Origin of the sequence: Bradyrhizobium sp. B117 (assembly GCF_038969555.1) — a bacterium.
Classification (GTDB): domain Bacteria; phylum Pseudomonadota; class Alphaproteobacteria; order Rhizobiales; family Xanthobacteraceae; genus Bradyrhizobium.
In genome coordinates this window covers 4,332,175-4,356,544 of record NZ_CP152414.1, presented here as the reverse complement: position 1 = coordinate 4,356,544, position 24,370 = coordinate 4,332,175, and the positions used below count along the sequence as shown (strand labels likewise).

General features: G+C 64.0%; 24 protein-coding genes and 1 tRNA gene. 4 read left to right on the top strand and 21 right to left on the bottom strand.

Annotation, left to right across the window (positions count from 1 at the left end; translation table 11 throughout):
- Positions 1 to 151 precede the first annotated feature (151 nt).
- The 8 genes from rplL to AAFG16_RS21365 all read right to left on the bottom strand — a co-directional run bounded on the left by rplL (position 152) and on the right by AAFG16_RS21365 (position 5,114).
- Entirely contained in the window at positions 152 to 529 is a 378-nt protein-coding gene (gene rplL, locus AAFG16_RS21400) for a 50S ribosomal protein L7/L12 (protein ID WP_018647233.1), read from the bottom strand.
- Between the two features lie 54 nt (positions 530 to 583).
- Positions 584 to 1,102 (bottom strand): 50S ribosomal protein L10, encoded by a 519-nt coding sequence (gene rplJ, locus AAFG16_RS21395; protein ID WP_025037001.1) that lies wholly within the window; start codon positions 1,100 to 1,102, stop codon positions 584 to 586.
- Between the two features lie 585 nt (positions 1,103 to 1,687).
- A complete protein-coding gene (locus tag AAFG16_RS21390) occupies positions 1,688 to 2,641 on the bottom strand; it encodes a 2-hydroxyacid dehydrogenase (RefSeq protein WP_342740444.1) in 954 nt (317 codons plus the stop codon).
- Between the two features lie 90 nt (positions 2,642 to 2,731).
- Positions 2,732 to 3,424 (bottom strand): 50S ribosomal protein L1, encoded by a 693-nt coding sequence (gene rplA, locus AAFG16_RS21385; protein WP_035729586.1) that lies wholly within the window; start codon positions 3,422 to 3,424, stop codon positions 2,732 to 2,734.
- 6 nt (positions 3,425 to 3,430) lie between these two features.
- Positions 3,431 to 3,859 (bottom strand): 50S ribosomal protein L11, encoded by a 429-nt coding sequence (gene rplK, locus AAFG16_RS21380; protein WP_011088164.1) that lies wholly within the window; start codon positions 3,857 to 3,859, stop codon positions 3,431 to 3,433.
- 132 nt (positions 3,860 to 3,991) lie between these two features.
- On the bottom strand, positions 3,992 to 4,546 hold the full coding sequence (nusG, locus tag AAFG16_RS21375; RefSeq protein WP_027564419.1) for a transcription termination/antitermination protein NusG: 555 nt from the start codon (positions 4,544 to 4,546) through the stop codon (positions 3,992 to 3,994).
- Complete coding sequence (gene secE / locus AAFG16_RS21370; RefSeq protein ID WP_027564420.1) at positions 4,546 to 4,737, bottom strand: preprotein translocase subunit SecE; 192 nt, start codon at positions 4,735 to 4,737, stop codon at positions 4,546 to 4,548. The genes nusG and secE overlap by 1 nt, the downstream gene beginning before the upstream one ends.
- A 301-nt stretch (positions 4,738 to 5,038) precedes the next feature.
- A tRNA-Trp gene (locus AAFG16_RS21365) sits at positions 5,039 to 5,114 on the bottom strand.
- A 152-nt stretch (positions 5,115 to 5,266) separates the two neighbouring features.
- Here AAFG16_RS21365 and AAFG16_RS21360 point away from each other — a divergent pair.
- Positions 5,267 to 6,490: a serine hydrolase domain-containing protein gene (locus AAFG16_RS21360; RefSeq protein WP_342740443.1), complete on the top strand. Its 1,224-nt coding sequence runs from the start codon at positions 5,267 to 5,269 to the stop codon at positions 6,488 to 6,490.
- 207 nt (positions 6,491 to 6,697) lie between these two features.
- Here AAFG16_RS21360 and AAFG16_RS21355 read toward each other — a convergent pair whose 3' ends face one another.
- Complete coding sequence (locus AAFG16_RS21355; RefSeq protein WP_283086227.1) at positions 6,698 to 7,465, bottom strand: SDR family oxidoreductase; 768 nt, start codon at positions 7,463 to 7,465, stop codon at positions 6,698 to 6,700.
- A 70-nt stretch (positions 7,466 to 7,535) separates the two neighbouring features.
- A complete protein-coding gene (locus AAFG16_RS21350) occupies positions 7,536 to 8,234 on the bottom strand; it encodes a histidine phosphatase family protein (protein ID WP_283086226.1) in 699 nt (232 codons plus the stop codon).
- A 134-nt stretch (positions 8,235 to 8,368) separates the two neighbouring features.
- Between AAFG16_RS21350 and AAFG16_RS21345 the strand changes: the two genes are divergently transcribed.
- Both AAFG16_RS21345 and argE read left to right on the top strand, forming a co-directional pair.
- Positions 8,369 to 9,154: an SDR family oxidoreductase gene (locus AAFG16_RS21345; RefSeq protein WP_342740442.1), complete on the top strand. Its 786-nt coding sequence runs from the start codon at positions 8,369 to 8,371 to the stop codon at positions 9,152 to 9,154.
- A 1,107-nt stretch (positions 9,155 to 10,261) separates the two neighbouring features.
- Entirely contained in the window at positions 10,262 to 11,455 is a 1,194-nt protein-coding gene (gene argE, locus AAFG16_RS21340; protein WP_342740441.1) for an acetylornithine deacetylase, read from the top strand.
- 144 nt (positions 11,456 to 11,599) lie between these two features.
- Here argE and AAFG16_RS21335 read toward each other — a convergent pair whose 3' ends face one another.
- From AAFG16_RS21335 to AAFG16_RS21325, 3 genes are all read right to left on the bottom strand, one after another.
- Complete coding sequence (locus AAFG16_RS21335) at positions 11,600 to 12,226, bottom strand: LysE family translocator (protein WP_342740440.1); 627 nt, start codon at positions 12,224 to 12,226, stop codon at positions 11,600 to 11,602.
- A 208-nt stretch (positions 12,227 to 12,434) separates the two neighbouring features.
- Entirely contained in the window at positions 12,435 to 13,493 is a 1,059-nt protein-coding gene (locus AAFG16_RS21330) for a phosphotransferase family protein (RefSeq protein ID WP_342740439.1), read from the bottom strand.
- 127 nt (positions 13,494 to 13,620) lie between these two features.
- Positions 13,621 to 14,856: an acyl-CoA dehydrogenase family protein gene (locus AAFG16_RS21325; RefSeq protein ID WP_342740438.1), complete on the bottom strand. Its 1,236-nt coding sequence runs from the start codon at positions 14,854 to 14,856 to the stop codon at positions 13,621 to 13,623.
- 207 nt (positions 14,857 to 15,063) lie between these two features.
- Here AAFG16_RS21325 and AAFG16_RS21320 point away from each other — a divergent pair, with 207 nt between their 5' ends.
- Positions 15,064 to 15,726: a TetR/AcrR family transcriptional regulator gene (locus AAFG16_RS21320; protein WP_342740437.1), complete on the top strand. Its 663-nt coding sequence runs from the start codon at positions 15,064 to 15,066 to the stop codon at positions 15,724 to 15,726.
- A 65-nt stretch (positions 15,727 to 15,791) separates the two neighbouring features.
- Here the strand turns inward: AAFG16_RS21320 and AAFG16_RS21315 are convergent, their stop codons facing one another.
- From AAFG16_RS21315 to AAFG16_RS21280, 8 genes are all read right to left on the bottom strand, one after another.
- Positions 15,792 to 16,184, bottom strand: coding sequence for a RidA family protein (locus AAFG16_RS21315; RefSeq protein WP_342740436.1), 393 nt, complete (start codon positions 16,182 to 16,184; stop codon positions 15,792 to 15,794).
- Between the two features lie 195 nt (positions 16,185 to 16,379).
- A complete protein-coding gene (locus AAFG16_RS21310; RefSeq protein ID WP_283086218.1) occupies positions 16,380 to 16,595 on the bottom strand; it encodes a hypothetical protein in 216 nt (71 codons plus the stop codon).
- 170 nt (positions 16,596 to 16,765) lie between these two features.
- On the bottom strand, positions 16,766 to 17,641 hold the full coding sequence (locus AAFG16_RS21305; protein ID WP_342740435.1) for a 3-keto-5-aminohexanoate cleavage protein: 876 nt from the start codon (positions 17,639 to 17,641) through the stop codon (positions 16,766 to 16,768).
- Between the two features lie 4 nt (positions 17,642 to 17,645).
- Positions 17,646 to 18,875, bottom strand: a complete 1,230-nt coding sequence (locus tag AAFG16_RS21300; protein ID WP_342740434.1) for a CaiB/BaiF CoA-transferase family protein — start codon at positions 18,873 to 18,875, stop codon at positions 17,646 to 17,648.
- Between the two features lie 153 nt (positions 18,876 to 19,028).
- Positions 19,029 to 20,234 (bottom strand): MFS transporter, encoded by a 1,206-nt coding sequence (locus AAFG16_RS21295; RefSeq protein WP_342740433.1) that lies wholly within the window; start codon positions 20,232 to 20,234, stop codon positions 19,029 to 19,031.
- A gap of 134 nt (positions 20,235 to 20,368) precedes the next feature.
- Complete coding sequence (locus AAFG16_RS21290) at positions 20,369 to 21,196, bottom strand: 3-keto-5-aminohexanoate cleavage protein (RefSeq protein ID WP_342740432.1); 828 nt, start codon at positions 21,194 to 21,196, stop codon at positions 20,369 to 20,371.
- Between the two features lie 121 nt (positions 21,197 to 21,317).
- Entirely contained in the window at positions 21,318 to 22,706 is a 1,389-nt protein-coding gene (locus AAFG16_RS21285; RefSeq protein WP_342740431.1) for an MFS transporter, read from the bottom strand.
- Positions 22,707 to 22,986: 280 nt separating this feature from the next.
- Positions 22,987 to 23,916, bottom strand: a complete 930-nt coding sequence (locus AAFG16_RS21280; RefSeq protein ID WP_342740430.1) for an aromatic ring-hydroxylating dioxygenase subunit alpha — start codon at positions 23,914 to 23,916, stop codon at positions 22,987 to 22,989.
- Between the last annotated feature and the right edge of the window lie 454 nt (positions 23,917 to 24,370).

Below are 24,370 nucleotides of genomic sequence, written 5' to 3'. Positions count from 1 at the left end.
GCCTGCGTCGGGTCGTTCCGTCGCACGCCTTTTGCATCCGACCTCGGTCTTTCCGATCGTCATGGCCGGGCTTGACCCGGCCATCCACGATCTTGGGACGAGATCCCGGGTCTCGCTTTGCGAGCCCGGGATTTCGCTGAAGTAACTTGCGTTACTTCAGCTCGACCTTGGCGCCAGCCTTCTCGATCTGGGCCTTGATCTTCTCGGCTTCTTCCTTGTTCACGCCTTCCTTCAGCGGCTTCGGAGCACCCTCGACGAGGTCCTTTGCTTCCTTGAGGCCGAGACCGGTGATGGCGCGGACTTCCTTGATGACCTCGATCTTCTTCTCGCCGGCAGAGGCGAGAACGACCGTGAACTCGGTCTTCTCTTCCGCCGGAGCGGCGGCAGCGCCACCACCAGCCGGGCCGGCCACGGCGACAGCCGCGGCAGCCGAAACGCCCCACTTCTCTTCGAGGAGCTTCGCCAGTTCAGCGGCTTCGAGCACGGTGAGGCTCGAGAGGTCGTCAACGATCTTCTGCAAGTCAGCCATTGTTCAGTTTCCTTACGTGTATGTCTGGTTCGGGTTTGAGTTTTGCGAAGGGCGTCAGGCCGCTTCGCCCTTTGAGGCATGAGCCTGGATGACGCGCGCGAGCTTGCCCGCGGGCGCGTTGGCGAGCTGAGCCAGCTTGGTCGCCGGGGCCACGATGAGGCCGACGATCTTGCCGCGCAGTTCGTCAAGCGACGGCAGCGAGGCAAGCGCCTTCACGCCGTCGACATTCAGGACGGTCTTCCCCATCGATCCGCCGACGATGACGAACTTTTCGTTCGCCTTGGCGAATTCGATGGCGACCTTTGGCGCCGCTACCGGATCGTTCGAAGTGGCGATCACGGTCGGTCCCTTCAGCATGGGGCCGATGGCAACGACGTCAGTGCCTTCAAGAGCAATTTTGGCGAGACGGTTCTTCGAGACCTTCACCGCAGCGCCCGCCTGCTTCATCTGCTGGCGCAGCTTCTGCATCTGGGCGACGGTGAGGCCGGAATATTGAGCAACGACCGCGACGCTCGTGGTCTTGAAGACCTCATTGAGCTGTTCGACCGCTTCCTTTTTTGCCGCTCGTTCCACAGCAAGCTCTCTCCGGTTGGCGGTCATCGCGAGAAGCGGGACCGCCGGGTTGCACCCATCGTCCCACCCAAACCTGAACCTCGGGGCCAAATCCCCCAGGACACGCCGGGCACGACGACGATTCAAAGCCTGCCCTCCGGGAACCCCTTAGAGGTCCACGGCGTGTCGAGGTCCGAACCAGACCCGTTTCGCGAAGCCAGCCCTTAAAGCTGGGTGCGAAGTGAAATCCGGTCTTCACCCGTCTATGCAGGCCATGCGATTAAGCCGTTGAGAAATCGAAATTCCCCGCAGGCGCCTGCAGTCTTGGACAGGACAAGGTCAGCCGGCGAACCGCCCGACCTCTGCCCGCATCCCTACCGGCCGACAGTTTTTCCTTCCTTTTCGGGCAAATCCTCGCGGACGTCCTGAAAAGGAATGATCTCCTGCCGTGTCGGGTTTTCGGAATGCGTGCACGAACGCGCCAGCCGAGGCCGGCACGTCCGGAAGCGGTTCTTTAACCGCTCTCTGCCGGCTTGCCAAGAGCAAAATTCACACCAGTTCCAATCCGATGCCGGCGGGGCCTGAGACGGGCCGATAAGGGCCGATTCAGGCCGATTTGACCGCGTAAGGCAGCGGCTCGCCCGCGAAAAACGCGGTGAGGTTTGCCAGCACGCAGTTCTGCATGGCGACATGCGAGTCCAGGGTATGGCCGCCGATATGCGGGGCGAACACGACGTTGGGCAGCGCGGTCAGCGCGTCGGGGGCGTGCGGTTCCTTCTCGAAGACGTCGAGGCCGGCGCCGGCAATGGTCTTGTCGGTGAGCGCCGCGACCAGGGCCTTCTCGTCGATCACAGAGCCGCGGGAAATATTGACGACATAGCCGTCCGCGCCGAGGCGCTTCAGGATATCGGCATTGACGACATGCTGGGTCTCGGCCCCCGCCCGGACCGCGATCATCAGCACGCTGCACCAGTCGGCCAGCGCCTCCAGCGACGCGAAATACTGATACGGCAGATCGTACTTGGTGCGACTGAAATAGCCGACCTCGCTCTCGAAGGCGGCGCAGCGTGCGGCGATCTTGCGGCCGATCTCGCCCATGCCGTAGACGCCGATGCGGCGGCCGGGCATGCCAGCCTGGGGCCGCATCATCGGCGACTGCTTCGACGCGGCCCAGTCGCCGCTGCGGACATATTGGTCGGCCACCAAAATCCGCCGCGTCGTCGCCAGCATCAGGGTCATCGCGATGTCGGCGACCGAGGCGGCATTGGCGCCGGGGCTGTGACCGACTGCAATGTTTCGGGCGGCGGCGGCCTTCAGATCGACGCCGTCATAGCCGGTGCCATAGCAAACGATGGTGCCGAGCTCCGGAAACAGGTCCATCGCCTCCGCGCCGAGCGGCGAGCCGCCAGCGGTCAGCATCGCGCGGATGTCGCCGAGCTCGCCGGCCGGAAACACCTCGTGCGCGGGCTTGCCACCGGTGTGGAGCAGCTCGAACCGCTCGGCGAAGCGCGCCATCATCGTCTTGGGAAAGCGCGAATAGATCAGGACCTTGTCAGCCATTGTTCTTGTTTCCGGTGAATCCCGCAGACAAACGAAAGGGGCGGAATCGGTTGCCCAATTCCGCCCCTCGCCTCATGCAATTCCCAAACCTCAGCCGAGAATGGTGCCCGGCTCAACCTTCACACCCGGGCCCATCGTCGAGGACACCGCAACACGCTGGATGTAGGTGCCCTTGGAGCCGGCCGGCTTCGCCTTCGAGACGGCATCGGCCAGAGCCTTGATGTTCTCGACCAGCTTCTCCTCGGAGAACGAGGCCTTGCCGACGCCGGCCTGCAGGATGCCGGCCTTCTCGACACGGAACTCGACCGAGCCGCCCTTGGCGCCCTTCACCGCACCGGTGACGTCCATGGTCACGGTGCCGATCTTCGGGTTCGGCATCAGGCCGCGCGGGCCCAGCACCTTACCGAGACGGCCGACCAGCGGCATCATGTCGGGGGTGGCGATGCAGCGGTCGAAATCGATCGAGCCGTTCTGCACCTTCTCGACCAGGTCCTCGGCGCCGACGACGTCGGCACCTGCGGCCTTGGCTTCGTCAGCCTTGGCGCCGCGGGCGAACACGCCGACGCGGAGCGTACGGCCGGTGCCGTTCGGCAGGGTCACGACACCGCGGACCATCTGGTCGGCGTGACGCGGATCGACGCCGAGATTGATCGAAACCTCGATGGTCTCGTCGAACTTCGCTTTCGCGCGCTCCTTGACCATCTTGATGGCGTCCGCGAGCGGGTAAAGCTTTTCGCGGTCAATGCCTTCGCGGGCTTTGTTCAAACGCTTTCCGATTGCCATGACCGCTTACCCCGCAACTTCCAGACCCATCGAACGGGCGGAGCCCTCGACCATCTTCATGGCCGATTCGATGGTGTCGCAATTCAAGTCCTTCATCTTCTTCTCGGCGATCTCGCGCACTTGCGCCTTGGTCACCTTGCCGGCCTTGTCACGGCCCGGCGCCTTCGAGCCGGACTGGATCTTGGCGGCCTGCTTGAGGAAGTAGGACATCGGCGGCGTCTTCATCTCGAAGGTGAAGGAACGGTCCGCGTAAATGGTGATGATCACCGGGATCGGGGTGTTCTTCTCTTCCTTCTGAGTCTGGGCGTTGAACGCCTTGCAGAACTCCATGATGTTGAGACCGCGCTGACCGAGCGCGGGACCGATCGGGGGCGAAGGATTCGCCGCACCGGCCGGGACCTGAAGCTTCAGGTATCCGGTCACTTTCTTTGCCATGTATCACTCCTGTTGTGCCGGCAGGGCCGGCGGTTTCAGGTTCGTGGTCGGGATCTTGAGCGGCTGGCAACCGCCCGCGTCCTCCCACGGCCTCTTGTTACGTGAGACCCAAAAGCCTCACGCCTCGTCCGATCAGACCTTCTCGACCTGACCGAATTCCAGCTCGACCGGCGTTGCGCGGCCGAAGATCGACACCGCGACCTTCACGCGCGAGCGGGCCTCGTCGATTTCCTCGACCACACCCGAGAACGAGGCGAACGGGCCGTCGGCCACGCGCACGTTCTCGCCGATCTCGAACGACACCGACGCCTTCGGCCGTTCCACGCCCTCCTGCACCTGGTGCAGGATGCGCATGGCCTCGGCTTCCGAGATCGGCATCGGCTTGTTTTCCGCGCCGAGGAAGCCCGTGACCTTCGGGGTGTTCTTGATCAGATGAAACGCCTCGTCGGTCAGCTTCATCTTCACCAGCACGTAGCCCGGGAAGAACTTGCGCTCGGCGTCGATCTTGCGGCCGCGGCGCACTTCCGTGACCTTCTCGGTCGGAACCAGCACCAGCTCGAACAGTTCCTCGAGCCCGCGCTGCTTGGCCTGCTCGCGGATCGATTCGGCGACCTTCTTCTCGAAGTTCGAATAGGCGTGGACGATGTACCAGCGCTTGTCGGTCAATTGAGCAGTTGCTGTTGCCATCAGTGAATGCCCAAGAGGAAGGTGATGAGGTAGCGGATGATCTGGTCGGCGGCGAAGAAGAAGACCGAGGCCACGGCGACCATCACGAACACCATGATGGTGGTGATCGTGGTCTCACGACGGGTCGGCCAGGTGACCTTGGCGGTCTCCGAGCGCACTTCCTGCAAGAACTTGAACGGGCTGACTGCCATCGTTTGAATGTCCAACGTCCGTCGCCAGACGCGCATGAATTTCGGGGACCCGAACAGCCGCCGTTGGCCCAGCCCTCTGTCGCGAAGGATGAGCCGGAAACCGGGCTCGATTGTTCGGGGATTTAAAGCCGCGCCGGATATCCGCATCTCAACGGGCCGGCTGCGAGTGCCGGGTAGATACTGCGGATGGGGCCAAAGGTCAAGGTGTGGCGGAGCCCGGATGCCCGCGGCAACCGCGCGCGGACCTGATCCGGATCAATGAGTTACCCGACCTGCCTCGATCCTGATTACCTGGATGGACTGGCAGGAGTGGCAGGGCTCGAACCTGCGACCCCCGGTTTTGGAGACCGGTGCTCTACCAATTGAGCTACACTCCTACGGACCCTCGCGTCGCCACGCGGATCAGGGGCGCTTTCAAGCACAGGGGGTGGCTGGTTTGCAAGGGTGAAGCGCGCTGGCTTCGCTTGTTTGTGCCGCGCCTTCTGGGCCACAGTCCATTCCCGACAATAATGTGCCTCCGGGAGTGAACATGACCGCGACAGCCGCCGCCCGCCCCTCGACCGCGCCGAAAACCCCGCCTCTCCCCGAGGCCAAGCCCGAGACGCTGGGTCTGTCGCGCCCCCGCCTCCAGGCGATGTCGGATGCGTTCAAGCGCGAGATCGACAAGGGAACCGTGCCCGGCGTGACCGTGCTGGTGGCGAGAGGCGGCCAGGTCGGATGGTTCGAGGCGCTCGGCAAGCAGAGCCCGGCGGGGTCCGCGCCGATGGCGCTTGATTCGATCTTCCGCATCTTCTCGATGACCAAGCCGATCGTCTCCGTCGGCATCATGATGCTGGTCGAGGACGGCCACCTGCTCCTCGGCGATCCCGTTGCCAAGTTCATTCCGGAGTTCGCTGATCAGAAGGTCGGCGTCGTCAGCGGCGGCAAGCTGGAACTGGTTCCGCTCCGGCGGCCGATGACGGTGCAGGACCTGCTCCGCCACACCTCGGGCCTGACCTACGAGCACCAGGGCGACGGCCCCGTGCACAAGCTCTATCAGGAGTCCCGCGTCCGCAGCCGCAAGATCACCAATGCCGAGCACGCCGCGCTGGTGGCGAGCTTCCCCCTCGTCTGTCATCCCGGCGACGAGTTCAACTACAGCCGCTCCACCGACATCCTCGGCCGCATCATCGAAATCATCAGCGGCAAGTCGCTCGGCGCGTACCTCGCCGCGCGCATCCTTGCGCCACTTCAGATGACCGAGACCGGCTTCTCGACCGCTGAGACCAATGCTGGCCGGCTCGCCGAGGCGTTCGCGGCCGATCCCTGGACCGGCGACAAGGTCGCGCTGTTCAACATGCTCGAGCAGCCTGTGATGGAGTCCGGCGGCGGCGGCCTGGTCTCCACCACGATGGACTATGCCCGCTTCGCGCTGATGCTGCGCAATGGCGGCACGCTCGATGGCAACAGGATCATCGGCCGCAAGACTCTGGAGCTGATGGCATCAGATCATCTCGGGCCGCATGTCGTCGCCAACGGCACGCTGCTCTCGCCCGGCCACGGCTTCGGCCTCGGCTTTGCCGTCCGCCGCGACGCCGGCATCGCGCCCTTCCCCGGCAGCGTCGGCCAGTATTTCTGGAGCGGCATCGGGGGGACGTTCTTCTGGGTCGATCCGAAGGAGGATCTGCTCACGGTGTTCATGAGCCAGGGCCCGGGACAGCGTAATTTCACGCGGACCTTGGTGCGGGACCTGGTTTACGCGGCGGTGGAGTGACGGGACGGCGCATCTCCACCCTCACTGTCATGCCCCGCCACCGGGTCTCGCCTTCGGCGAGCCCGATGACAGGCTCCGGCGGGGCATCCAGTACTCCGCGGCCGCAGTTGTGTGAACAAACTTCCGCCGCGGAGTACTGGATCGCCCGCCTTCGCGGGCGATGACACCTGTTGTTGGGTGGGCCACGTGCCCCTCCCGCGCGACGCCTCAACTGATCGTCGCGCCGCCGTCGATGACCATGGTCTGGCCGGTCATGAAGTCGCCGGCCTTGGAGCCCAGGAACACCGCGGCGCCCGCGATCTCGTCGGGGATGCCGATGCGCAGGAGCGGCGAGCGCGAGGTGGAGGCCTTCAGGTTCTCCGGATTGTCCCACAGCGCCTTGGCGAAATCGGTCTTGATCAGGCCGGGCGCGATGCAGTTCACGCGGATGTTGTGCTTGCCGTATTCGCAAGCGAGGTTGCGCGCGAGCTGCATGTCGGCGGCCTTGGAGATCGCGTAGGCGCCGAGGATGGTCGAGCCCTTGAGGCCGCCGATCGAGGACACGATGATCACCGAGCCGTCCTTGCGCTCGATCATCTGCGGCACCACCATCGAGATCAGCCAGTTGTTGGCGACGATGTTGTTGTCGAGGATCTTGCGGAACTGATCGTCGGAGATGCCGGCGAGCGGACCGTAATACGGGTTCGAGGCGGCGTTGCAGACCAGCACGTCGATCTTGCCGAAGGCGCGGTTGCTCTCGTCGACGAGATTTTGCAGATTCTCTTTTGACGAGATGTTGGCCGCGATCGCGACCGCGGTGCCCTTGCCGAGCTTGTCGTTGATGTCCTTGGCGACCTGCTCGCAGACATCGGCCTTGCGCGATGAGATCACGACCTTGGCGCCGTGCTCGGCCATACGCTCGGCGATCGCAAGCCCGATGCCGCGCGTCGAGCCGGTGATGACGGCGACTTTCCCCTTCATGTCGAACAAGGTCATGCTTTCCTCCCAAGGTACGATTTGATTTGGCCTGAAGTCTACGCCGCGTCTGCTCGCGCGGACAGCGGTGTCAGGCGAGCTTCTTCACTTCCGGCCCCGCCGGCTGGTGCATCTCTGCATGCGCGTCGTCCGCGATCCACGGCTGCTGGTTCACCATCGGCAACCGCCAGACCGAGCGTTCGGGGCTTGAGAAATAATCAAGCCGCGTGATCGACACATTGTCGATGTCGAACGCCAGCGCCCGCTCCACCTGGCCCTCGAGCGCCAGACCGATCGCCGCCTTGATGGTGCCGCCATGCGCGACCGCGATGACGTCCTGGCCAGCAGCTTCATTGTTGATCCGCTCGACGGTACGGCGCGTGCGGTTGTAGAGATCCATGAAGCTCTCGCCGCCGGGTGCCGGCTCGTTGATGTCGGCGAACCAGCTCGTGCCGACGGGACGGCTTGCGATGAACTCGGCGCGATTCATGCCCTGCCAGCGGCCGAGATTTTGCTCGGCGAGGTCCGCTTCCCACTTCATCGATGCGGGCCGCGGGTAGCCCGCCTCCCAGATCGCCTCCGCGGTCTGGTGCGTGCGCATGAGATTGCTCGAATACCAGACCGCACTGCGTGGCAGCACCTTGGCAACGGCATTGAACACGTAGGTGTCGCTGGTGTCGCAGGCGATATCGCTCTGCCCGTAGATGTTGCCGCCGTCATTGCGCACCGGCGCGTGACGAACCCACCACCACCGTGTCGTGACCACTTTCGGCTTGTCTGCGGCTGCCATCGAAGCTCTTCCATCCCGTGTGATGTCGCTGTACGTCAGGAGTGAACGTGTCTCAAGACACTTTACCGTTTGAAATTCTGTTTGAAATTCCGTCGCGCGGCAAGCGCTGCGCGCGAGCAAAAAGGGAGAAACACATGGGCCGCCTGCAGGGCAAATCCGTCATCATTACCGGCGCCGGCAGCGGCATCGGCCGCGCCGCCGCACTCCTCTTCACCAAGGAAGGCGCAAAGTTGATCGCGGTCGATCGCACCGAGGCGGTGAAGGAGACGGTCGACGAGGTGAAGAAGGCCGGCGGCATCGCCGAAGCCATGGTCGCCGATGCCGGCTCCGAAAAGGACGTCATCGCGGTGATCGACAAGGCCGTGAAGACGCATGGAAGGCTCGACGTGATCTGGGCCAATGCCGGAATCTCCGGCGGGCTCGTTCCGCTTGCCGAGCAGACCGTCGAGCACTGGCAGGAAATCTTGCGTATCAACCTGATCGGCCCGTTCCTCGCGGTGAAGTACGCAATGCCGCATATGGTGAAGCAGCAGGCCGGCGCGATCGTGCTCACGGCGTCCGTCGCGGGTCTCAAGGCTGGCGCCAGCGGACATCCGTACGCGGCCAGCAAGGCCGGCGTCATCAGCCTGGTGCAGACCACCGCCTATTCGCTCACCGGCACCGGCGTGCGCATCAACGCGGTGTGCCCCGGCCTGATCGAAACCGGCATGACCAAGCCGATCTTCGACCGCGCCAAGGAGCGCGGCACCCAGGACAAGATCGGCCAGCTCAATCCGCTGAAGCGCCCCGGCCAGCCGCATGAGCTCGCCGCGATGGGGTTGTTCCTGGCGAGCGACGAAGCGTCGTATGTCAACGGCCAGGCGTTCCCGGTGGACGGCGGCCTCACCGCGTCGATGCCGTACACGGGAAAACCGGTTTAACCCTCTCGTGTCCCGGACGCGCTGCAACGCGCAAGCGTTGCTGCGCAGAGCCGGGACCCAGAGTGCCTCAAGCATGGGCCCCGGCTCAGCAGCGCACCGCTGAAGAAGCGCTGCGCTGCGTCCGGGGCACGAGACCTGAGTTTTCGTGCACACCTGTTGCAACGCCGTCATTGCGAGCGCAGCGAAGCAATCCAGAATCTTCTCTGCGGAGGGACTCTGGATTGCTTCGTCGCAAGGGCTCCTCGCAATGACGGAGTGTGGGGTGACGGCGTCGCTCTTTCAATTTGCATCTTCATCGCAGACACGCCTTCGCATCCTCGCGGCATCTTCCGCCCGAGCTTTGCTGCACCTCATCACCCCCAGTGAAAGAGGGCGCAGGGAAGACCGGGAGCCGGCTGGCTCCCATTGACCGCTATGCCATGAGTAGATTGCGCTACGATGCACAGCGGGTAACAGGGCAACCGGAGACATCCCGGCCTTCCCTGCGCAGTGGTTTTACGGCTTATGTCGTGATCTCCCCGGGGAGCGATGCACTATTGCCCCCGTCACCGTGCGGATGACTGATGCGCGTGCCCGGTTGGACAGCACACATCACCGCAAGACTTGACGCACAGACCCCGGGCGTCAGGACCACACGATTTTGCCGTACGTGAACCGCACCTGTCGTTGGCGCGAGGCCCTCGCTCACGGTCGCCCGCCCTGCGAAGCTTGTCGCGCCGATGTGGTCCACGCCCGCCGCCGCCCAGCCCACGTTCGTGACGATCGCGATACGCCCCTCTTCCTTGGGCCGGGTTGCGGTGACACATACGCGATTTCCGAATTTCGGTAAAGCGGAATATATTTGAGATCGCGGGTTGACCGAGCATTGGGGTGTTTTGCCCGACGGGCAACACGAGATGCAGCTCTCCCTCGTCATTCCGGGGCGCTACGAAGGCGCGAACCCGGAATCCATTTCGCCGCGCGTGATGCGGCCCGATGGATTCCGGGATCGATGCTCCGCATCGCCCCGGAATGACGGTTGCGATCTTGATTTGCCCGACTACCCACCACGTTGGTATGGTTCATGCAGCCAACTTCAGCCTCCGCAATCCCCGACAAGAAAAGACAATGCCGAACCCGATCTTCCCGAGCTCAAGACCCGATCGCATCCGCCACCTGCTTGCCGACCTCGTCGGCTTCGACACGATCAGCGATCGCACCAATTTGCCCCTGATCGCCCACATCGAGAGCTATCTCGCCTTCCTCGGTATCAAGGGCGAGCGCATCATCGACGAGACCGGGCAAAAATCCTCGCTGTGGGTGACGATCGGGCCCGAGGATCGCCCCGGCTTCGTGCTGTCAGGCCATACCGACGTCGTGCCTGTTATCGGCCAGGACTGGAGCCATGATCCGTTCAAGCTGGTCGAACGCGACGGCAAGCTCTATGGCCGCGGTACCACCGACATGAAGGGCTTTGTGGCGGTGTGCCTCGCCATGGTGCCGGAGATGCTGGAAGCCAAACTGAACACGCCGATTCATCTCGCGATCTCCTATGATGAAGAAATCGGCTGCGTCGGCGTGCGGCCGATGCTGCGCGAGGTGGCAAAGAAGAAGGTCAGGCCGCTCGGTGCCTTCATCGGCGAGCCGACCCAGATGCAGGTCATCATCGGCCACAAGGGCAAGCACGGCGTGCGCGCCACGTTCCATGGCCTCGCCCGTCATTCCTCGATCGCGCCCGACGGCGTCAACGCGATCGAATATGCCGCCGAGCTGATCGTCGAGATCCGCCGCCGCGCCGAGAAGCTCGCGGCCGCGCGGTCGACGGACAGCCTCTACGACGTTCCGCATTCGACGCTGCTCACCAGCATCGTGCATGGCGGCGCCGCGCTGAACATCGTTCCCGACACCTGCACGGTGGATTTCGAATGCCGCGGCATCGGCATCACCGAATCCCGGGAAGTGACCGATGCGATCGTCGCCTGGGCCAAGGCCGAGCTCGAGCCGGCGATGAAGGCGAGGCATCCCGAATGCGGCATCGATTTCGAGGAGATCCTCGATTATCCCGCGCTCGACACCGCCGCCGATGCGGCGATCGTCACGCTGGCAAAAAGCCTTGCAGGCCGCAACGACCACGCCAAGGTCGCGTTCGGCACCGAGGCGAGCCTGTTCGCCAGCATGGCCGATGTGCCGTCGGTCGTGATCGGCCCGGGCTCGATCGCGCAGGCGCACACGCCGGATGAGTTCGTGGAGATGGCGGAGCTGGAGAAATGCGCGGGCTTCGTCGAGAAGCTGATCGCGCATTGTGCGAAGGCGGCATCGTAGGTGCCGTAGGGTGGGCAAAGCGGCTTGTCCGCCGTAGCTCGCAGAGCGAAGGCGGAAGCGTGCCCACCATTTTCGCTGATCACGGACAGATGGTGGGCACGGCGCTACGCGCTTTTGCCCACCCTACGAGAGCTCCGCCGTGCCTCAGCGCTCCTGCAACGCCAGCCGGACGCCGACGGCGCAGTAGATGGTGCCGACCACTTTGCCCTGCCACTTCACCACCGCCGGATGGCGGCGCAGGAGATTGCCGAGACGGCCGGCGCCGACGGCGAACACGACGGTGCTGAGCAGGCCGAGCAGCACGAAGACGCCCCCGAGAATGGCGAGCTGAAGCGAGATCGCGCCGTGCTCCGGCGTGACGAATTGCGGCAGGAAGGCCAGGAAGAACAGCGCGGTCTTGGGATTGAGCACTTCGGTCAGCACGGCCTGCCGGAAGGCGCGGCCGGCGCCGATTGCCGGCGCGCCTCCGTTCAGCTCGATCGGCGCCTTGTCGAGCATGGCGCGAATGCCGAGATAGATCAGGAACGCCGCGCCCGCATATTTGACGATGCTGAACAGCAGCGCAGAGGTCGCGATGATCGCCGACAGGCCGACGATCGCCATCGAGGTGTGGATCAGATCGCCGGCCGCGATCCCCGCCCCCGTCGCGATGCCGACCTTCGTCCCCGAGCTTGCCGCCCGCGCCATGGTGAGCAGCGTCGCCGGGCCCGGGATGAAGACGAAGCCGAGCACCATGAGGATGTAAGTGATGAGGGTGGCGTGGTCGATCATGTGATCAGCGTTCTTTCGCAAGTGTCCCTACAAAGCCGGTGTCTGCTCCGCGAAAGCGGGGCATCCAGTACGCCGCGGCTTTTCGGCTCGAGCACTGCTGTCTCTGGAATACTGGATTGCCCGCTTTCGCGGGCAATGACACTGAGCTTGTGGAGACAGCAGCGCACCAAAGCAAAAAGCGCAGCCGTCAGCCGCGCCTTCGTTGTCGCTAAACCGCGCCAGCCTTCTGCGCGTACTCCCATGACGCTTTCGACAGCGGCACGGTGCGCTTGGCTGATTCCAGCGCCTTGGCGTTGGCGGCGGTGCCGTCGCGGATGCGGCCCGCGATGCCTTGGGTGATGCCCGCGAGGCGGAAGAGATTGTAGGAAAAATACCAGTTGAGATCAGGCACGCTCATCCTGGTGACGTTGCAGTAGATCTGCGCCGCCTCGTCCACGCTCGGGATGTTGAGCGCCTTGAGATCTACGCCCTGCAAACCCGGCATGACCCACTGCATGAGCAGATAGGTGAAATCGGCCATGGGATCGCCGAGCGTCGACAGCTCCCAATCCAGCACGGCCTGCACGCGCGGTTCCGTCGCGTGGAAAATCATGTTGTCGAGGCGATAGTCGCCATGGACGATCGAGACGCGCGCCTGCTCCGGCACGGTCTTGGGCAGCCATTCGGCGACCTTCTCGAACTCGGGAATAAGCTGCGTTTCCGAGGCGCGATATTGCTTGGTCCAGCGGTCGATCTGCCGCGCAAAATAGTTGCCGGGCTTGCCGAAGTCGCCGAGGCCGATCGCGACGGGGTCGAACATGTGGAGCTTGGCCAGCGTCTCGATCTTGCTGGTGAAGATCTTGCGCCGCGCATCGGCATCCTGGCTCGGCAGCGTCGGATCCCAGAACACCCGGCCCTCCTCCATCGACATGATGTAGAAGGCAGCACCGATCACGCCGTCGTCCTGGCACAGCGCGTAGGCGTGCGCGACCGGAAAGCCCTGCTTTCCAAGGGCCGCGATGACGCGATATTCGCGATCGACCGCGTGCGCCGACGGCAGCAATTTGCCGAACGGCTTTCTGCGCATCACGTAGGAACGGTTCGGCGTGTTGAGACGATAGGTCGGATTGGACTGCCCGCCCTTGAACTGGAGCACGACCAGCGGGCCTTCAAAACCCTCGACGTTCTCGCGCATCCACGCCTCGAGACGCAGCTCGTCGAAACGATGCCGCTCCTCGACCGGCTTGGTGCCCGAGAACTCCTCGTCTTTCCTGACGCCGTCAGCCACGGTGACGCTCCCTCTTCAGTCGGGACATGATCCTAATCGGTAACCGCTGACGCACTTGCGTCAAGCGGTCACCTCGATCGTGCCCTGTCGCTTCTTCAAGTCGGGAGCGCCGCTTTGGCTCTCCCTCTTAATGACTGGGAGAGTTTGCATACTTCCGAAGTTCAAGTCTGGCAATGGCGCGGTTGTGCACCTCGTCCGGACCGTCGGCGAGACGGAGCGTGCGGATGTGGGCGTAGTCCTTGGCAAGGCCAGCCTCGTCGGACACGCCGGCGCCGCCAAAGGCCTGGATCGCCTGATCGATGATCTTCAAGGCCATGTTGGGACCTGCGACCTTGATCATGGCGATCTCGAGCTGCGCGGTCTTGTTGCCGACCTTGTCCATCATGTCGGCGGCCTTGAGGCACAACAGGCGGTTCATCTCGATGTCGGTGCGGGCCTCGCCGATGCGCTGCTCCCACACACTGTGCTCGATGATCCTCTTGCCGAACGCGGTGCGCGAGGCGAGCCGCTTCACCATCTTCTCCAGCGCCTCCTCGGCCTTGCCGATCGTGCGCATGCAGTGATGGATGCGGCCGGGGCCGAGGCGGCCCTGCGCGATCTCGAAGCCGCGGCCTTCACCGAGCAGGATGTTCTCCTTCGGCACCCGCACGTTCTGCAGCAGCACCTGAGCATGACCGTGCGGCGCGTCGTCGAAGCCGAACACGGGCAGCATCTTCTCGACCTTGATGCCGGGCGTGTCGAGCGGAACCAGGATCTGCGACTGCTGCTGATGCTTGGCGGCCGACGGATCCGTCTTGCCCATCAGGATCGCGATCTTGCAACGGGGATCGCCGACGCCCGACGACCACCATTTGCGGCCGTTGATGACGTAGTGATCGCCGTCCTTCTCGATGCGCGTCTCGATGTTGGTCGCGTCCGACGAGGCGACCGCCGGTTCCGTCATCAAGAACGCCGAGCGGATCTCGCCGTCCATCAGCGGGCGCAGCCATTTGCGCTTCTGTTCCTTGGTGGCGTAGCGGATGAACACTTCCATGTTGCCGGTGTCGGGCGCCGAACAGTTGAACACTTCGGAGGCCCAGGTGATGCGGCCCATCTCCTCCGACAGCAGCGCGTATTCGAGATTGGTCAATCCCGCGCCGCGGAATTCGTCGTCCTCATGCTCGGACGGCGGCATGAACATGTTCCAGAGGCCTTCGGCCTTGGCCTTCTTCTTGAGCTCCTCGAGGATCGGGATGACCTTCCAGCGCTCGCCGCTACGATCCTGTTCGTCATAAACAGGCACCGCCGGGCGCACGTGCTTGGCCATGAAGGACCGCACGCGGTCGAGCCATTCCTTCTGCTTCGGCGACAGATCGAAATCCATGGGACGCTCCTAGTTTCTCTCTCACTGGTCGTTTTGCGCCGGACTGTCCTCCCGCCGCGCACCGCCCGCAAGCGCGACTTGCGGGCGTTTTGCGGAACCGGCCCGCGAGTTGCGAACGAGTCCCGATTGCGGATTGACTTTTCCCGGCCTTCAAACGATAGTTTCATACAACTGTTTGAATTGCAACTCCCTCCCTGGGGGCAAGCCATGGCCAGCGATCACACCAGGTCCGCCATTCTCGCCGCCGCCGAACGGCTCTATGCCGATCGCGGTTTTGGCGACGTCACGCTGCGCGACATCGTCGCGGAAGCCGGGGTCAACCTCGCCGCGGTGAATTATCATTTCGGCTCGAAGGACGAGCTGATCGCGGAATTATTTGTCACGCGCTCGATCGCGACCAACCGCGAGCGTTTGCGCGAATTGAAAGCGGCGGAAGAGCAAGGCGGCGGCCGCGCGCCGATCGAGGTGATCCTGCATGCGCTGGTCGGCCCGACCTTGCGCGGCTGCCTCGGCCCCGAGAACCAGCGCTCGACCGCGGCGCGCTTCATGATCCGCGCCTCGATCGAATCCGTGCCGCCGATCCGCCGCATCAAGAACCGCGAGATCGACCATTTGCGCAAATTCGCCGGCGCAATGCGCAGATCCCTGCCCGACCGCAGCGAGGTCGAGATCTATTGGGGCCTGAACTTCGCGCTCGCGATGGCGCATCACACCATCCGCGAGAGCGAGCGCTTGACGAAGCTGTCGGACGGCAAATGCGATCTCGACGACGTCGAGGACGTGGTCGCGCGCGTCGTCAGCGTCGCGACGATGGCGCTGACGGCGGGGCGGACGGAGGCGAAGGCGCCGTCAAGGGTCGCTGCGCGTTAGACTCTTGTTTGACGCGTTTTCTTCACGCGAACCGGCATCCACTTCGCTCGAAAACGCTTTGATCCTCACATCATCGCGATGCAGTCGATCTCGACGTCGAAGGGGCCGAACCATTCCGGCGTGCAGACGAAGATCCGCGCCGGCGGATCATTGGGGAAATAGCGCGCATAGACCGTGTTGAACGCGGCGAAGTGCCTGGTCGAGGTGCAGTAGACGTTGCACTTCATGACGTTGTCGAGCGAGGCGCCGGCCGTCTCGAGGCACAGCTTCATCTGCTCCATGATGATCTCGCTCTGCCGCTCGATCGGCATCTCCGCAAGCTCGCCCGTCTCGGGATCGAACGGCGGCAGGCCTGCGACGAAGATCATGTTGCCGGCACGCGTCACCGGCGAGGTCGGCGCCTTCCAGCGATCGAGATAAGACGAGATCGGTTCGACGCGGAGCGCTTCGCGTTTCATGGGCCACCTTCGGTTCGAGCGACACTGGTGCCTTCTACATCATTCTGCAGCCAGCATGTTTCGCTTCTGATCGAAGTATGGCGGCGGGGCTAAAGCGCGATTAGATCGCGCTTTAGTTTATTGTTTGAGCATGATCTTTCCGGAAAGCCGCTGCGCACTTTGCGCTAACGCGGCCCTCCAGGTCCGGATCATGCCTCAGCCCCGCTGCGGCATCTCCTCGGCCTCTTCCTTGGCGAGCAGCAGCAGCATCTCGATGCCCATCTCGCCTTCCTGCGGCGAGCGGATGAACTTGATCTCGTCGGCGCTCTGCCGCAACGCGGCGATGATGGCGACGGCCTGATTGGCGGTGGCCGCCTCGGTCGCCAGAATTGCGTTCTGGTCCTTGGCCTGGAACCCGATCGTATAAGACATGCGCTTCCCTCCCGACTTACGGAAAGAGATCAGACTCGCGCGCGAAGCGGAAGCCTGCGCGACTACGGACCGGGTTTATCTGGGGATTGCGCGCAAGCTCCACGCAAGACCCGGCCAGCGCCACACTGAGGTCACCAATCCATGCTCAGTAATCCGGCGCCGGCGTCGTGCTACGACAGCCCCAGCATCGCGCGCGCGTCTTGCGCGGTCGCAACGCTCGCGCCGAGGCTTTTTAGAATGCCGGCGGCGTGCGCGACCAGTTCGGCATTGCTCTTGGCCAGCACGCCCTTGGACATATAAAGGTTGTCCTCCATGCCGACGCGAACATGGCCGCCGAGCAGCCAGGCCTGCGCGACCATCGGGAACTCGGCGCGGCCAATGCCGAAGCCGGACCAGATCGCGCCCGGCGGCAGCAGGCTGCGCGCGTAGAACATGGTTTCCGGCGTCGCGGAGAAGCCGTATTTGACGCCGAGCACGAGCGAGAACAGGCCCGGCCCTTTCAGCGAGCCGTCGGCGAGCATGTCGCGCGCCAGATGACAGTCGCCGGAATCGAACAGCTCGATCTCCGGCAGCACGCCGGCCGCCGTCATCCGCTCGGCCATGATGCGGACGTTGCGCGGCGTGTTGATCACGACCTCGCCGCCGGAATTCATGGTGTTGAGATCGAGCGTGCAGATGTCGGGCTTGATGAGCTCGACATGCTCGACGCGCTTTTCGGGCGCAAGCAGCGTGGTGCCGGGCCCGGCGACGCGGGGGTCTTCGATCGAGGGCACGAAGCGCCCGCCTGGGCCGGTGGTGAGATTGATGACCAGGCTCTTGTTGCGGGCGCGGATGCGATCCACGACATCGCGGTAGAGATCGATCTCCATCGACGGCCGCCCCGTCGCGGGATCGCGCACATGGATGTGGGCGATGGCGGCGCCGGCCTCAGCCGCTTCCAGCGCGGAGGTCGCGATCTGCTCGGGCGTGATCGGCAGGTACGGCGACTGCTCGGGCTTCGTCAGGTTGCCGGTGATGGCGCAGGTGATGATGGTTTTGGCGGCCATGAAATCAGATAATCCCCTGCTTCTTAAGCTCGTCGATCTTCCCCGCATCATAGCCGAGCTTGCCACCGAGAATTTCCTGGGTGTGCTCGCCGAGCAGCGGCGGGGCGCGGTAGGTCTCGATCGGGGTCTCCGAGAGGGTCAGCGCGTTGCGGATCAGCGACAGATCGGGCTCGAACGGATGGTCGACCTTGACCCGCATGCCGCGCGACTGCACGTGCGGATCGGAGAACACCTGCTCGAAATTGTTGATCGGACCTGACGGCACGCCGGCCTCCTCCAGCTTCTCCAGCCAGTAGGCCACCGGTTTCTTAAGAAACAAACCGGCGAAGATCGCCATGATCTCCTTGCCGTGCACGACGCGGTCGTTGTTCTTGATGAAGCGCTTGTCGTTCGCCAGCTCCGGCTCGCCGAGCACGGCACAGGTCTTCCGGAACTGGCCGTCATTTCCGACCACCAGCATCAGCTCGCCGTCGGTGCAGCGGAACACGCCGGCCGGCATGCCGCCATTGCCCCAGGTGCCGCGGCGCGGCGGCATCTTGCCGTTGACGAGGTAGATCTGAAGCCAATGCGAGAGCGAGGCGATGACGGTGTCGAACAGGCAGACGTCGATGTGCTGCCCCTGCCCGCCATTGACGTCGCGATGATAGAGCGCCGAGAGGATTCCGATCGAGGTGTTCATGCCGGTCATGTAGTCGACGATCGACGGGCCGACCTTCATCGGGCCCTCGCCCGGCTCGCCGTCGATATGGCCGGTGACGCTCATCAGGCCGCCCATCGCCTGGAGGATGGCGTCGTAGCCGGCGCGCGGCGCGTAAGGGCCGGTCTGGCCGAAGCCGGTCACCGAGCAGTAGATGATTTTTGGGTTGATCGCCTTGATGGTCTCGTAGTCGAGGCCGTAGCGCTTGAGATCGCCGACCTTGTAGTTCTCCATGAAGACGTCGGCGTCCTTGGCAAGCTCGCGGATGATCGCCTGCCCCTCGGGCTTCGCGATGTTGACGGTGACCGATTTCTTGTTGCGGTTGGCGCAAAGGTAGAAGGAATTGTTGTTGTTCGCCTTGCCCTCGGGATCGGTGAGATAGGGCGGGCCGAACGCGCGGGCGTCGTCGCCGGTGCCCGGCCGCTCGATCTTGATCACCTCCGCGCCGAGATCGCCCAGCATCTGGGCCGACAGGGGTCCGGCAAGCACGCGGGTGAGGTCAAGGATCTTGATGCCTGAGAGCGGCAAGGCCGACATGTAAGTTTCCTCCGGGAACTGGTGTTGGCGCGGCGGCTCGAGCCAAGCCGCGCCCCCTGCGGATACACCATTTTCGCTCCCCGAGCACTGCGCTCCAGGCATACGGCCATCCCCGCCCCGGCGGCGGCGAATTTCCGCGCCGCGAATATCTCGTCAGGCCGCGGCCGCCGCTGCCACTTGCGGCCTCCGGCGTCCGAGCAGGACTAGGATCAGCACCGTGGCGCAGGAGAACACGAAGGTGAGACCGAGCGCGCCGCGGCTGCCGAACTGGGTGAGCAGGCCGGCGAGCAGCGGCGGCGAGATCGCCGAGGCCAGATTGAGCGGCAGCGCGATCATCGACATTGCCTTGGCGAATTCCGCCTGGTCGTAGAACACCAGTGGGATGGTCGCCCGCGCCACCGCCATGGCACCGCTGCCGGCACCATAGAGCAGGATGAAGACCGCGACCGCCCAGGTCGCGCCCTCGCTCAGCATCAAGAGCAACATCGCCACGGGCAGCGCCGTGCCGGCGACGAGCCCGGTCGTGATGCCGTCCCAGCGCCCGCCGCCGAGGAAGTCGAGCCCGCGGGCGCTGACCTGGATCACGCCGAGCATGGAGCCGAACGCGATCGCCTGCGCCGGCGCCAGTCCCTCCGCCCGCAGCAGCTCGATGAACACTGCGCCGAGACCGAAATTGACGAACGCATTGAGGGTGATCGCAGAGACGACGAGGCCGAACGTGCTCCGCGCAATCCGCGGCGCCTCCGCGCGCTTCGCCGGCGCAGCCCCCTCGTCCTTCGCGACGGTCCGGCGCGGCGCTGCGAACGCCAAGAGCGGCAGCGACACGAGGAGCAACATGGCGGCATAGACGAGACAGGTCCCGCGCCAGCCGAGATGGCCGCTGAGGTACGACGTGGCCGGCCAAAAGATGCTGCTGGAGAGGCCCGTCACCAGCATGAGCGCGCCGATCGCGCTCTTGGCCTGCCGCCCGGCGATCTCGTTCAGCATGATATAGGCGCCGGTCGAGAGCGTGGCGCTGCCGGCGACGCCGAAGATGGTCCAGGCGGCGAAGTAGAGCACCGGCTCGCGCGCGAAGGACAGCAGCACGAATCCGGGCACGGTGAGGACCGTCCCGACCATCATGACCTTGCGCGCGCCAAGCCGCGCGAACGCCTTGGCGAGCCAGGGGGCGCACAGGCCCATCGTGACATAGAGAACGGAGGTGCCGCCGAACACCGCCGGCAGGCTCATGCCGAGGTCAGCCGCGAGATCGCGCCCGACGATGGCCGGAAGCCCGATCGTACCCCATCCGATGAGTTGGGTGATCGCCAGGACCAGCAGGACCCCGATGAGCCTGCTGTCAGATTTCAAGAACCGCATTCCAAAGGTCGCCTGCCCGGCAGGCGCCGATCACGCCTGTGACGCCCGTCTTACCCGGCGACTCGGCGCGGGGGAACGCCAGCCGCCGAATGGCAGAAGGCAGCCGGGAGCATGTCAGCAGGAGGCAGCAGTCCCTACCCCGCAAGCCCGAGCAGGGATCGCGCCTCGGCCGCGGTCGCGACGCGCCGGCCATGGCGCGCGACAGCCTCGCAGGCGACGGTCACGAGCTCGGCGTTGCTGGCGGCGAGGCGCGTCTTGTCGATCCTGATATTGTCCTCGAGCCCGGTGCGGACCGCGTCGGCGCCTCGTGCGAGCGCCCAGCCCATGACCTCGGCCTGGTGGCGTCCGATCCCGGCGGCGGTCCAGGTCGCTTGCGGAATCAGCCGCCTCAATTCTCCCAGCAGGATGTCGAGGACATGCTCGTCGGCCGGCATCGCATTCTTGACGCCCATGACGAACTGCACATGCGGACGTGCGTCCATCAGCCCCGCCTCGATCAGGCGACGGGCGCCATGCAGATGCGACAGATCGAAGATCTCGATTTCCGGCCGGATGCCATTTGACTTCATGCTGGTCGCGAGTGTCTCGACGAGCGCGGCGCTGTTCTCGTAGACGATGGTCGGAAAGTTCACCGAGCCCGTGGAGAGCGAGGCCATGTCCGGCTTGAGATAGAGCGACGATCCACGCGCCGAGGGATCGCGGCCGCGTCCACCGGTCGAGAACTGAACGATCATCCTCGGACAATGTATCTTGATGCCCTCCTGCACCAGGGCAAAGCGCTCGGGATCCGAGGACGGCGTCTCGTCATCGTTGCGAACATGGATATGGGCGAGCGTGGCGCCGGCCTCAAAGGCCTGATGGGTCGACTCGATCTGTTCGGACGGCAGGATTGGCACCGCCGGATTGTCCTTCCTGCGCGGAACGGAGCCGGTGATGGCGACAGCAACGACGACAGGGTTCATCCCTTGACCTCATGATGATCGCGCTCGCGCGCGGAAGGTTCGACCAGACAATCACGTAACGCTTTGGGCCTGCCGCTGCAAACATCACCGATTGCAGCGGCATGGCTTCCTTGCGCTCCCGTCAGGTCGGAATTGCGGCCGCACCGCTCGCCGCCTCTGCGCGCTGCCGCTCATAATCGTCCCGCGGCATCGGCACGGCCTTGGGATTGCCGAGATCATCGATGCTGATCCGGTAGGTTTCCCGTGCCGTGACGGCCGCCAGCGCCGCGATCACCGTGATGCCGAAGGCGATCGCCCCGACCGTCAAGGGAATGTTGGCCGAGCCGGGAGGCGCCACGGTCGCAAACAGCGCCGGGAGCAACGCGGTGATGGTCGTGCCGATGTTCTGCGAGATCGCCATTGCCGACACACGGGTGCGCGTCGGAAACAGCTCCGGGTAGAAGCTCGGGAAGATCGCGTTGTAGCCCTGATAGACGACGCCCCACATCAGCAGCGACAGCAGGATCGCGAGCGGCACGTTCCTGATGCTGATGGCGTAGAGATAGCCGAACGCGAGCAGGCCGGAGAGAAGCGCGCCGACGATGATCGGAGGCTTGCGGCCGACCTTGTCGGAGAGATTGCCGACGAAGGGAATGACGAATATGGCCAGCATGTTTCCGAGCACCGGGATCCACAGATAGACGTCCTTGGCAAAACCGATGCCATAGGCCGGCTGCACCGCATAGGCCGCACCGAAGATGGTGGCAACGACGGGGATGACATTCATCAGCGCCATGCAGATGACCCTGAGCATGTCGCGCCAGCTCAGCTTGATGGCCTGAACAATCGGCGACCGCGGCGTTTCTCCCCGCTCGCCCTCGCGGGCAAAGGCAGGGGTTTCGTCGACTTCGCGGCGAATGATGTAGCCGGCGACGATGACGAAGAAGCTGAGCAGGAACGGAATTCGCCAGCCCCAGCTGTTGAAGGCTTCGGTCGGCATATAGGCCGCAAGCGGCAGGAACACGGCCGCCGCAAGGATCTGTCCAGCCTGCACGCCCTGAAGCGCGAAGCTCGCATAGAAGCCGCGCCGTCCGAACGGCGCGTGCTCCAGGATCATCGAGCTGGCGCCGGAGATTTCACCGGCCACGGCAAAGCCCTGCACGAGGCGGAGAATGACGAGCAGGATCGGCGCCAGAATGCCGACCTGTTGATAGGTCGGCAGAACCCCCACCGCCATGGTCGAGATGCCCATCAGGAACATGCAGACGATGAGCACGGTCTTGCGGCCATGGGTGTCGCCCCAATGTCCGAGCACGAAGGCGCCGATCGGCCGGGCCACATAGCCGACGCCGTAGGTCGCCAGCGATGCGACGATGGCGACGGTCGGATTCTCCGACGGGAAGAAGATTTGCGGGAAGATCAGCGAGGCGGCGGTGGCGTAGATGAAGAAGTCATAATATTCGAGAGCCGAACCGATCCAGCCGCTGGCAGCGGCCTTCCTGGACTGACTCGTCTGACGGGTCGCGGTCATCTCAAAGTTCCTCCACTGGGTTTTTTTGACGTCCCGTTGCCGGGCTTCTTGGAGAAATTGGGCAGCACTCTCCGCCCGCTCTGCGAAAGCTTCGCAAGCGCTCGTCACTGCCGATGGGGTCTCTGATTGATTGCGACAATAGGCTTTCGCCGGGCTAACACAATTACCCAGTTATTCGATAAACCTAACATGATGTTATTTTATGCGATCGAACGTGCGAAGCCCACCGCTCTCAAAGCGCCTTCTTCAATGTCAGTCGTACTGCGCTTTGCCCGGTCACTCAGTCCGCGACCGCCGCCTCTTGCGCGCGATCCGGCATGGGTCCGTCACCCGCCAAAGCACGAAGCCAGCGGCGATACTCCACGCCGAGAAGGTCGCTTCTCAGATGTATCTCATCCTTGGGATGAAGCGGCAAAGTCTTCGGGCGTTGCGACTCGACGATCACGCGATCCTGCTCGTACACCTTGTCCAGGCGCGCCACGATCTGCTCGACGCCGACATCAAAGCCATAGTTGATGGCGGCGGTCAGATGCAGCGCGCAATTTTCCAGATCGATCGGCGTGACGGCCATGAACGTGCAGAAGCGCTCAACCTCGCCGGTCTTCTTGTTGAAATAGGCCGTCGTCGGGCGGAAGCAGTAGTAATGATAGCCCGCCGTGATGGGAATGCCGCGATGATCGCCGTAGGGCTGAAACAAGGTAATCTCGCTCGTGCGCAAGCCTTCATCCGTCAACACGACATCGTAATCCACGAGTTCGTCGGGATCATCGGGGTTGCCGTTGAGGTTGGCGTGCACGAACGGAAAGCGCGCCGGATCTAGGAAGTTCTCCACGGCACGAAGCGCATTTGCGTTGTAGTAGTACGGCCCGGCCTGGACCTTGCGATAGGTCGCATCCTCCCAAACGGGAAACGGAGGAACAGCGGCGACTGGATTGCCCATACAGACCCAAATGTATCCATACCGCTCGACCGCGTGATGGCGGAATGCCGCGGCTCGGCTCGTCGGCCGGATCGTCGGATGAGCCGGGTAACGACGGCAGGCTCCATCGGTGCCGTATTCCCAGCCATGGTAGGGGCACACGACGCCACCGTCCTTCACCCAGCCGAGCGACAAGCGCGCACCGCGATGACGGCAATAGTCCTTCCAGGCGTGAACCTCTCCGTCATGGCGCCACAGGATGATATCCTCGCCGAGCAGGCGCGCCGGCACGATGGTGCCCTCCGCGACCTCCTCGCTCCGGCGGACCACGTGCCATTCGTTGACGATGGCGCGATAATCGGCTCTCTCGGTGTCCCAGGTTGACGCGATCACCATGACCTCACCTCACTCGCCCCTGGTCCAGCCGGACAGGCCGTCATCACGCATGCGGCCGCGCGAGTGACAGGTGGGCTTCCCTCTCCCGCAAATTCATGCTCCGAGCTCTGAGGGCCCAATACAACCCCTGGATGCTTACACGTCAACCAGAATATCGAGATTGTACGACTGCGAATGAGATTTGGAGCATGCGAGCGCCGGCGGCGTCCTTGCCCGGTCGCTCGCGGAGCCGCGATAGGCCAGCGATAGAGTGGATGCGACCGCTGGATTCGTCGATCGTTCAAACAATCGTTCCGGCACGCGTCAGCGCGGATGGTCGATTGCAGCGGGCGGCGGTCGTCAGATCCTG

Excerpts from the sequence above, each read along its gene's own strand:
- rplL (WP_018647233.1), bottom strand. The coding sequence starts at position 529 with ATGGCTGACTTGCAGAAGATCGTTGACGACCTCTCGAGCCTCACCGTG.
- AAFG16_RS21390 (WP_342740444.1), bottom strand. The coding sequence starts at position 2,641 with ATGGCTGACAAGGTCCTGATCTATTCGCGCTTTCCCAAGACGATGATG.
- rplA (WP_035729586.1), bottom strand. The coding sequence starts at position 3,424 with ATGGCAATCGGAAAGCGTTTGAACAAAGCCCGCGAAGGCATTGACCGC.
- rplK (WP_011088164.1), bottom strand. The coding sequence starts at position 3,859 with ATGGCAAAGAAAGTGACCGGATACCTGAAGCTTCAGGTCCCGGCCGGT.
- nusG (WP_027564419.1), bottom strand. The coding sequence starts at position 4,546 with ATGGCAACAGCAACTGCTCAATTGACCGACAAGCGCTGGTACATCGTC.
- secE (WP_027564420.1), bottom strand. The coding sequence starts at position 4,737 with ATGGCAGTCAGCCCGTTCAAGTTCTTGCAGGAAGTGCGCTCGGAGACC.
- AAFG16_RS21360 (WP_342740443.1), top strand. The coding sequence starts at position 5,267 with ATGACCGCGACAGCCGCCGCCCGCCCCTCGACCGCGCCGAAAACCCCG.
- AAFG16_RS21355 (WP_283086227.1), bottom strand. The coding sequence starts at position 7,465 with ATGACCTTGTTCGACATGAAGGGGAAAGTCGCCGTCATCACCGGCTCG.
- AAFG16_RS21350 (WP_283086226.1), bottom strand. The coding sequence starts at position 8,234 with ATGGCAGCCGCAGACAAGCCGAAAGTGGTCACGACACGGTGGTGGTGG.
- AAFG16_RS21345 (WP_342740442.1), top strand. The coding sequence starts at position 8,369 with ATGGGCCGCCTGCAGGGCAAATCCGTCATCATTACCGGCGCCGGCAGC.
- argE (WP_342740441.1), top strand. The coding sequence starts at position 10,262 with ATGCCGAACCCGATCTTCCCGAGCTCAAGACCCGATCGCATCCGCCAC.
- AAFG16_RS21335 (WP_342740440.1), bottom strand. The coding sequence starts at position 12,226 with ATGATCGACCACGCCACCCTCATCACTTACATCCTCATGGTGCTCGGC.
- AAFG16_RS21325 (WP_342740438.1), bottom strand. The coding sequence starts at position 14,856 with ATGGATTTCGATCTGTCGCCGAAGCAGAAGGAATGGCTCGACCGCGTG.
- AAFG16_RS21320 (WP_342740437.1), top strand. The coding sequence starts at position 15,064 with ATGGCCAGCGATCACACCAGGTCCGCCATTCTCGCCGCCGCCGAACGG.
- AAFG16_RS21315 (WP_342740436.1), bottom strand. The coding sequence starts at position 16,184 with ATGAAACGCGAAGCGCTCCGCGTCGAACCGATCTCGTCTTATCTCGAT.
- AAFG16_RS21310 (WP_283086218.1), bottom strand. The coding sequence starts at position 16,595 with ATGTCTTATACGATCGGGTTCCAGGCCAAGGACCAGAACGCAATTCTG.
- AAFG16_RS21305 (WP_342740435.1), bottom strand. The coding sequence starts at position 17,641 with ATGGCCGCCAAAACCATCATCACCTGCGCCATCACCGGCAACCTGACG.
- AAFG16_RS21300 (WP_342740434.1), bottom strand. The coding sequence starts at position 18,875 with ATGTCGGCCTTGCCGCTCTCAGGCATCAAGATCCTTGACCTCACCCGC.
- AAFG16_RS21295 (WP_342740433.1), bottom strand. The coding sequence starts at position 20,234 with ATGCGGTTCTTGAAATCTGACAGCAGGCTCATCGGGGTCCTGCTGGTC.
- AAFG16_RS21290 (WP_342740432.1), bottom strand. The coding sequence starts at position 21,196 with ATGAACCCTGTCGTCGTTGCTGTCGCCATCACCGGCTCCGTTCCGCGC.
- AAFG16_RS21285 (WP_342740431.1), bottom strand. The coding sequence starts at position 22,706 with ATGACCGCGACCCGTCAGACGAGTCAGTCCAGGAAGGCCGCTGCCAGC.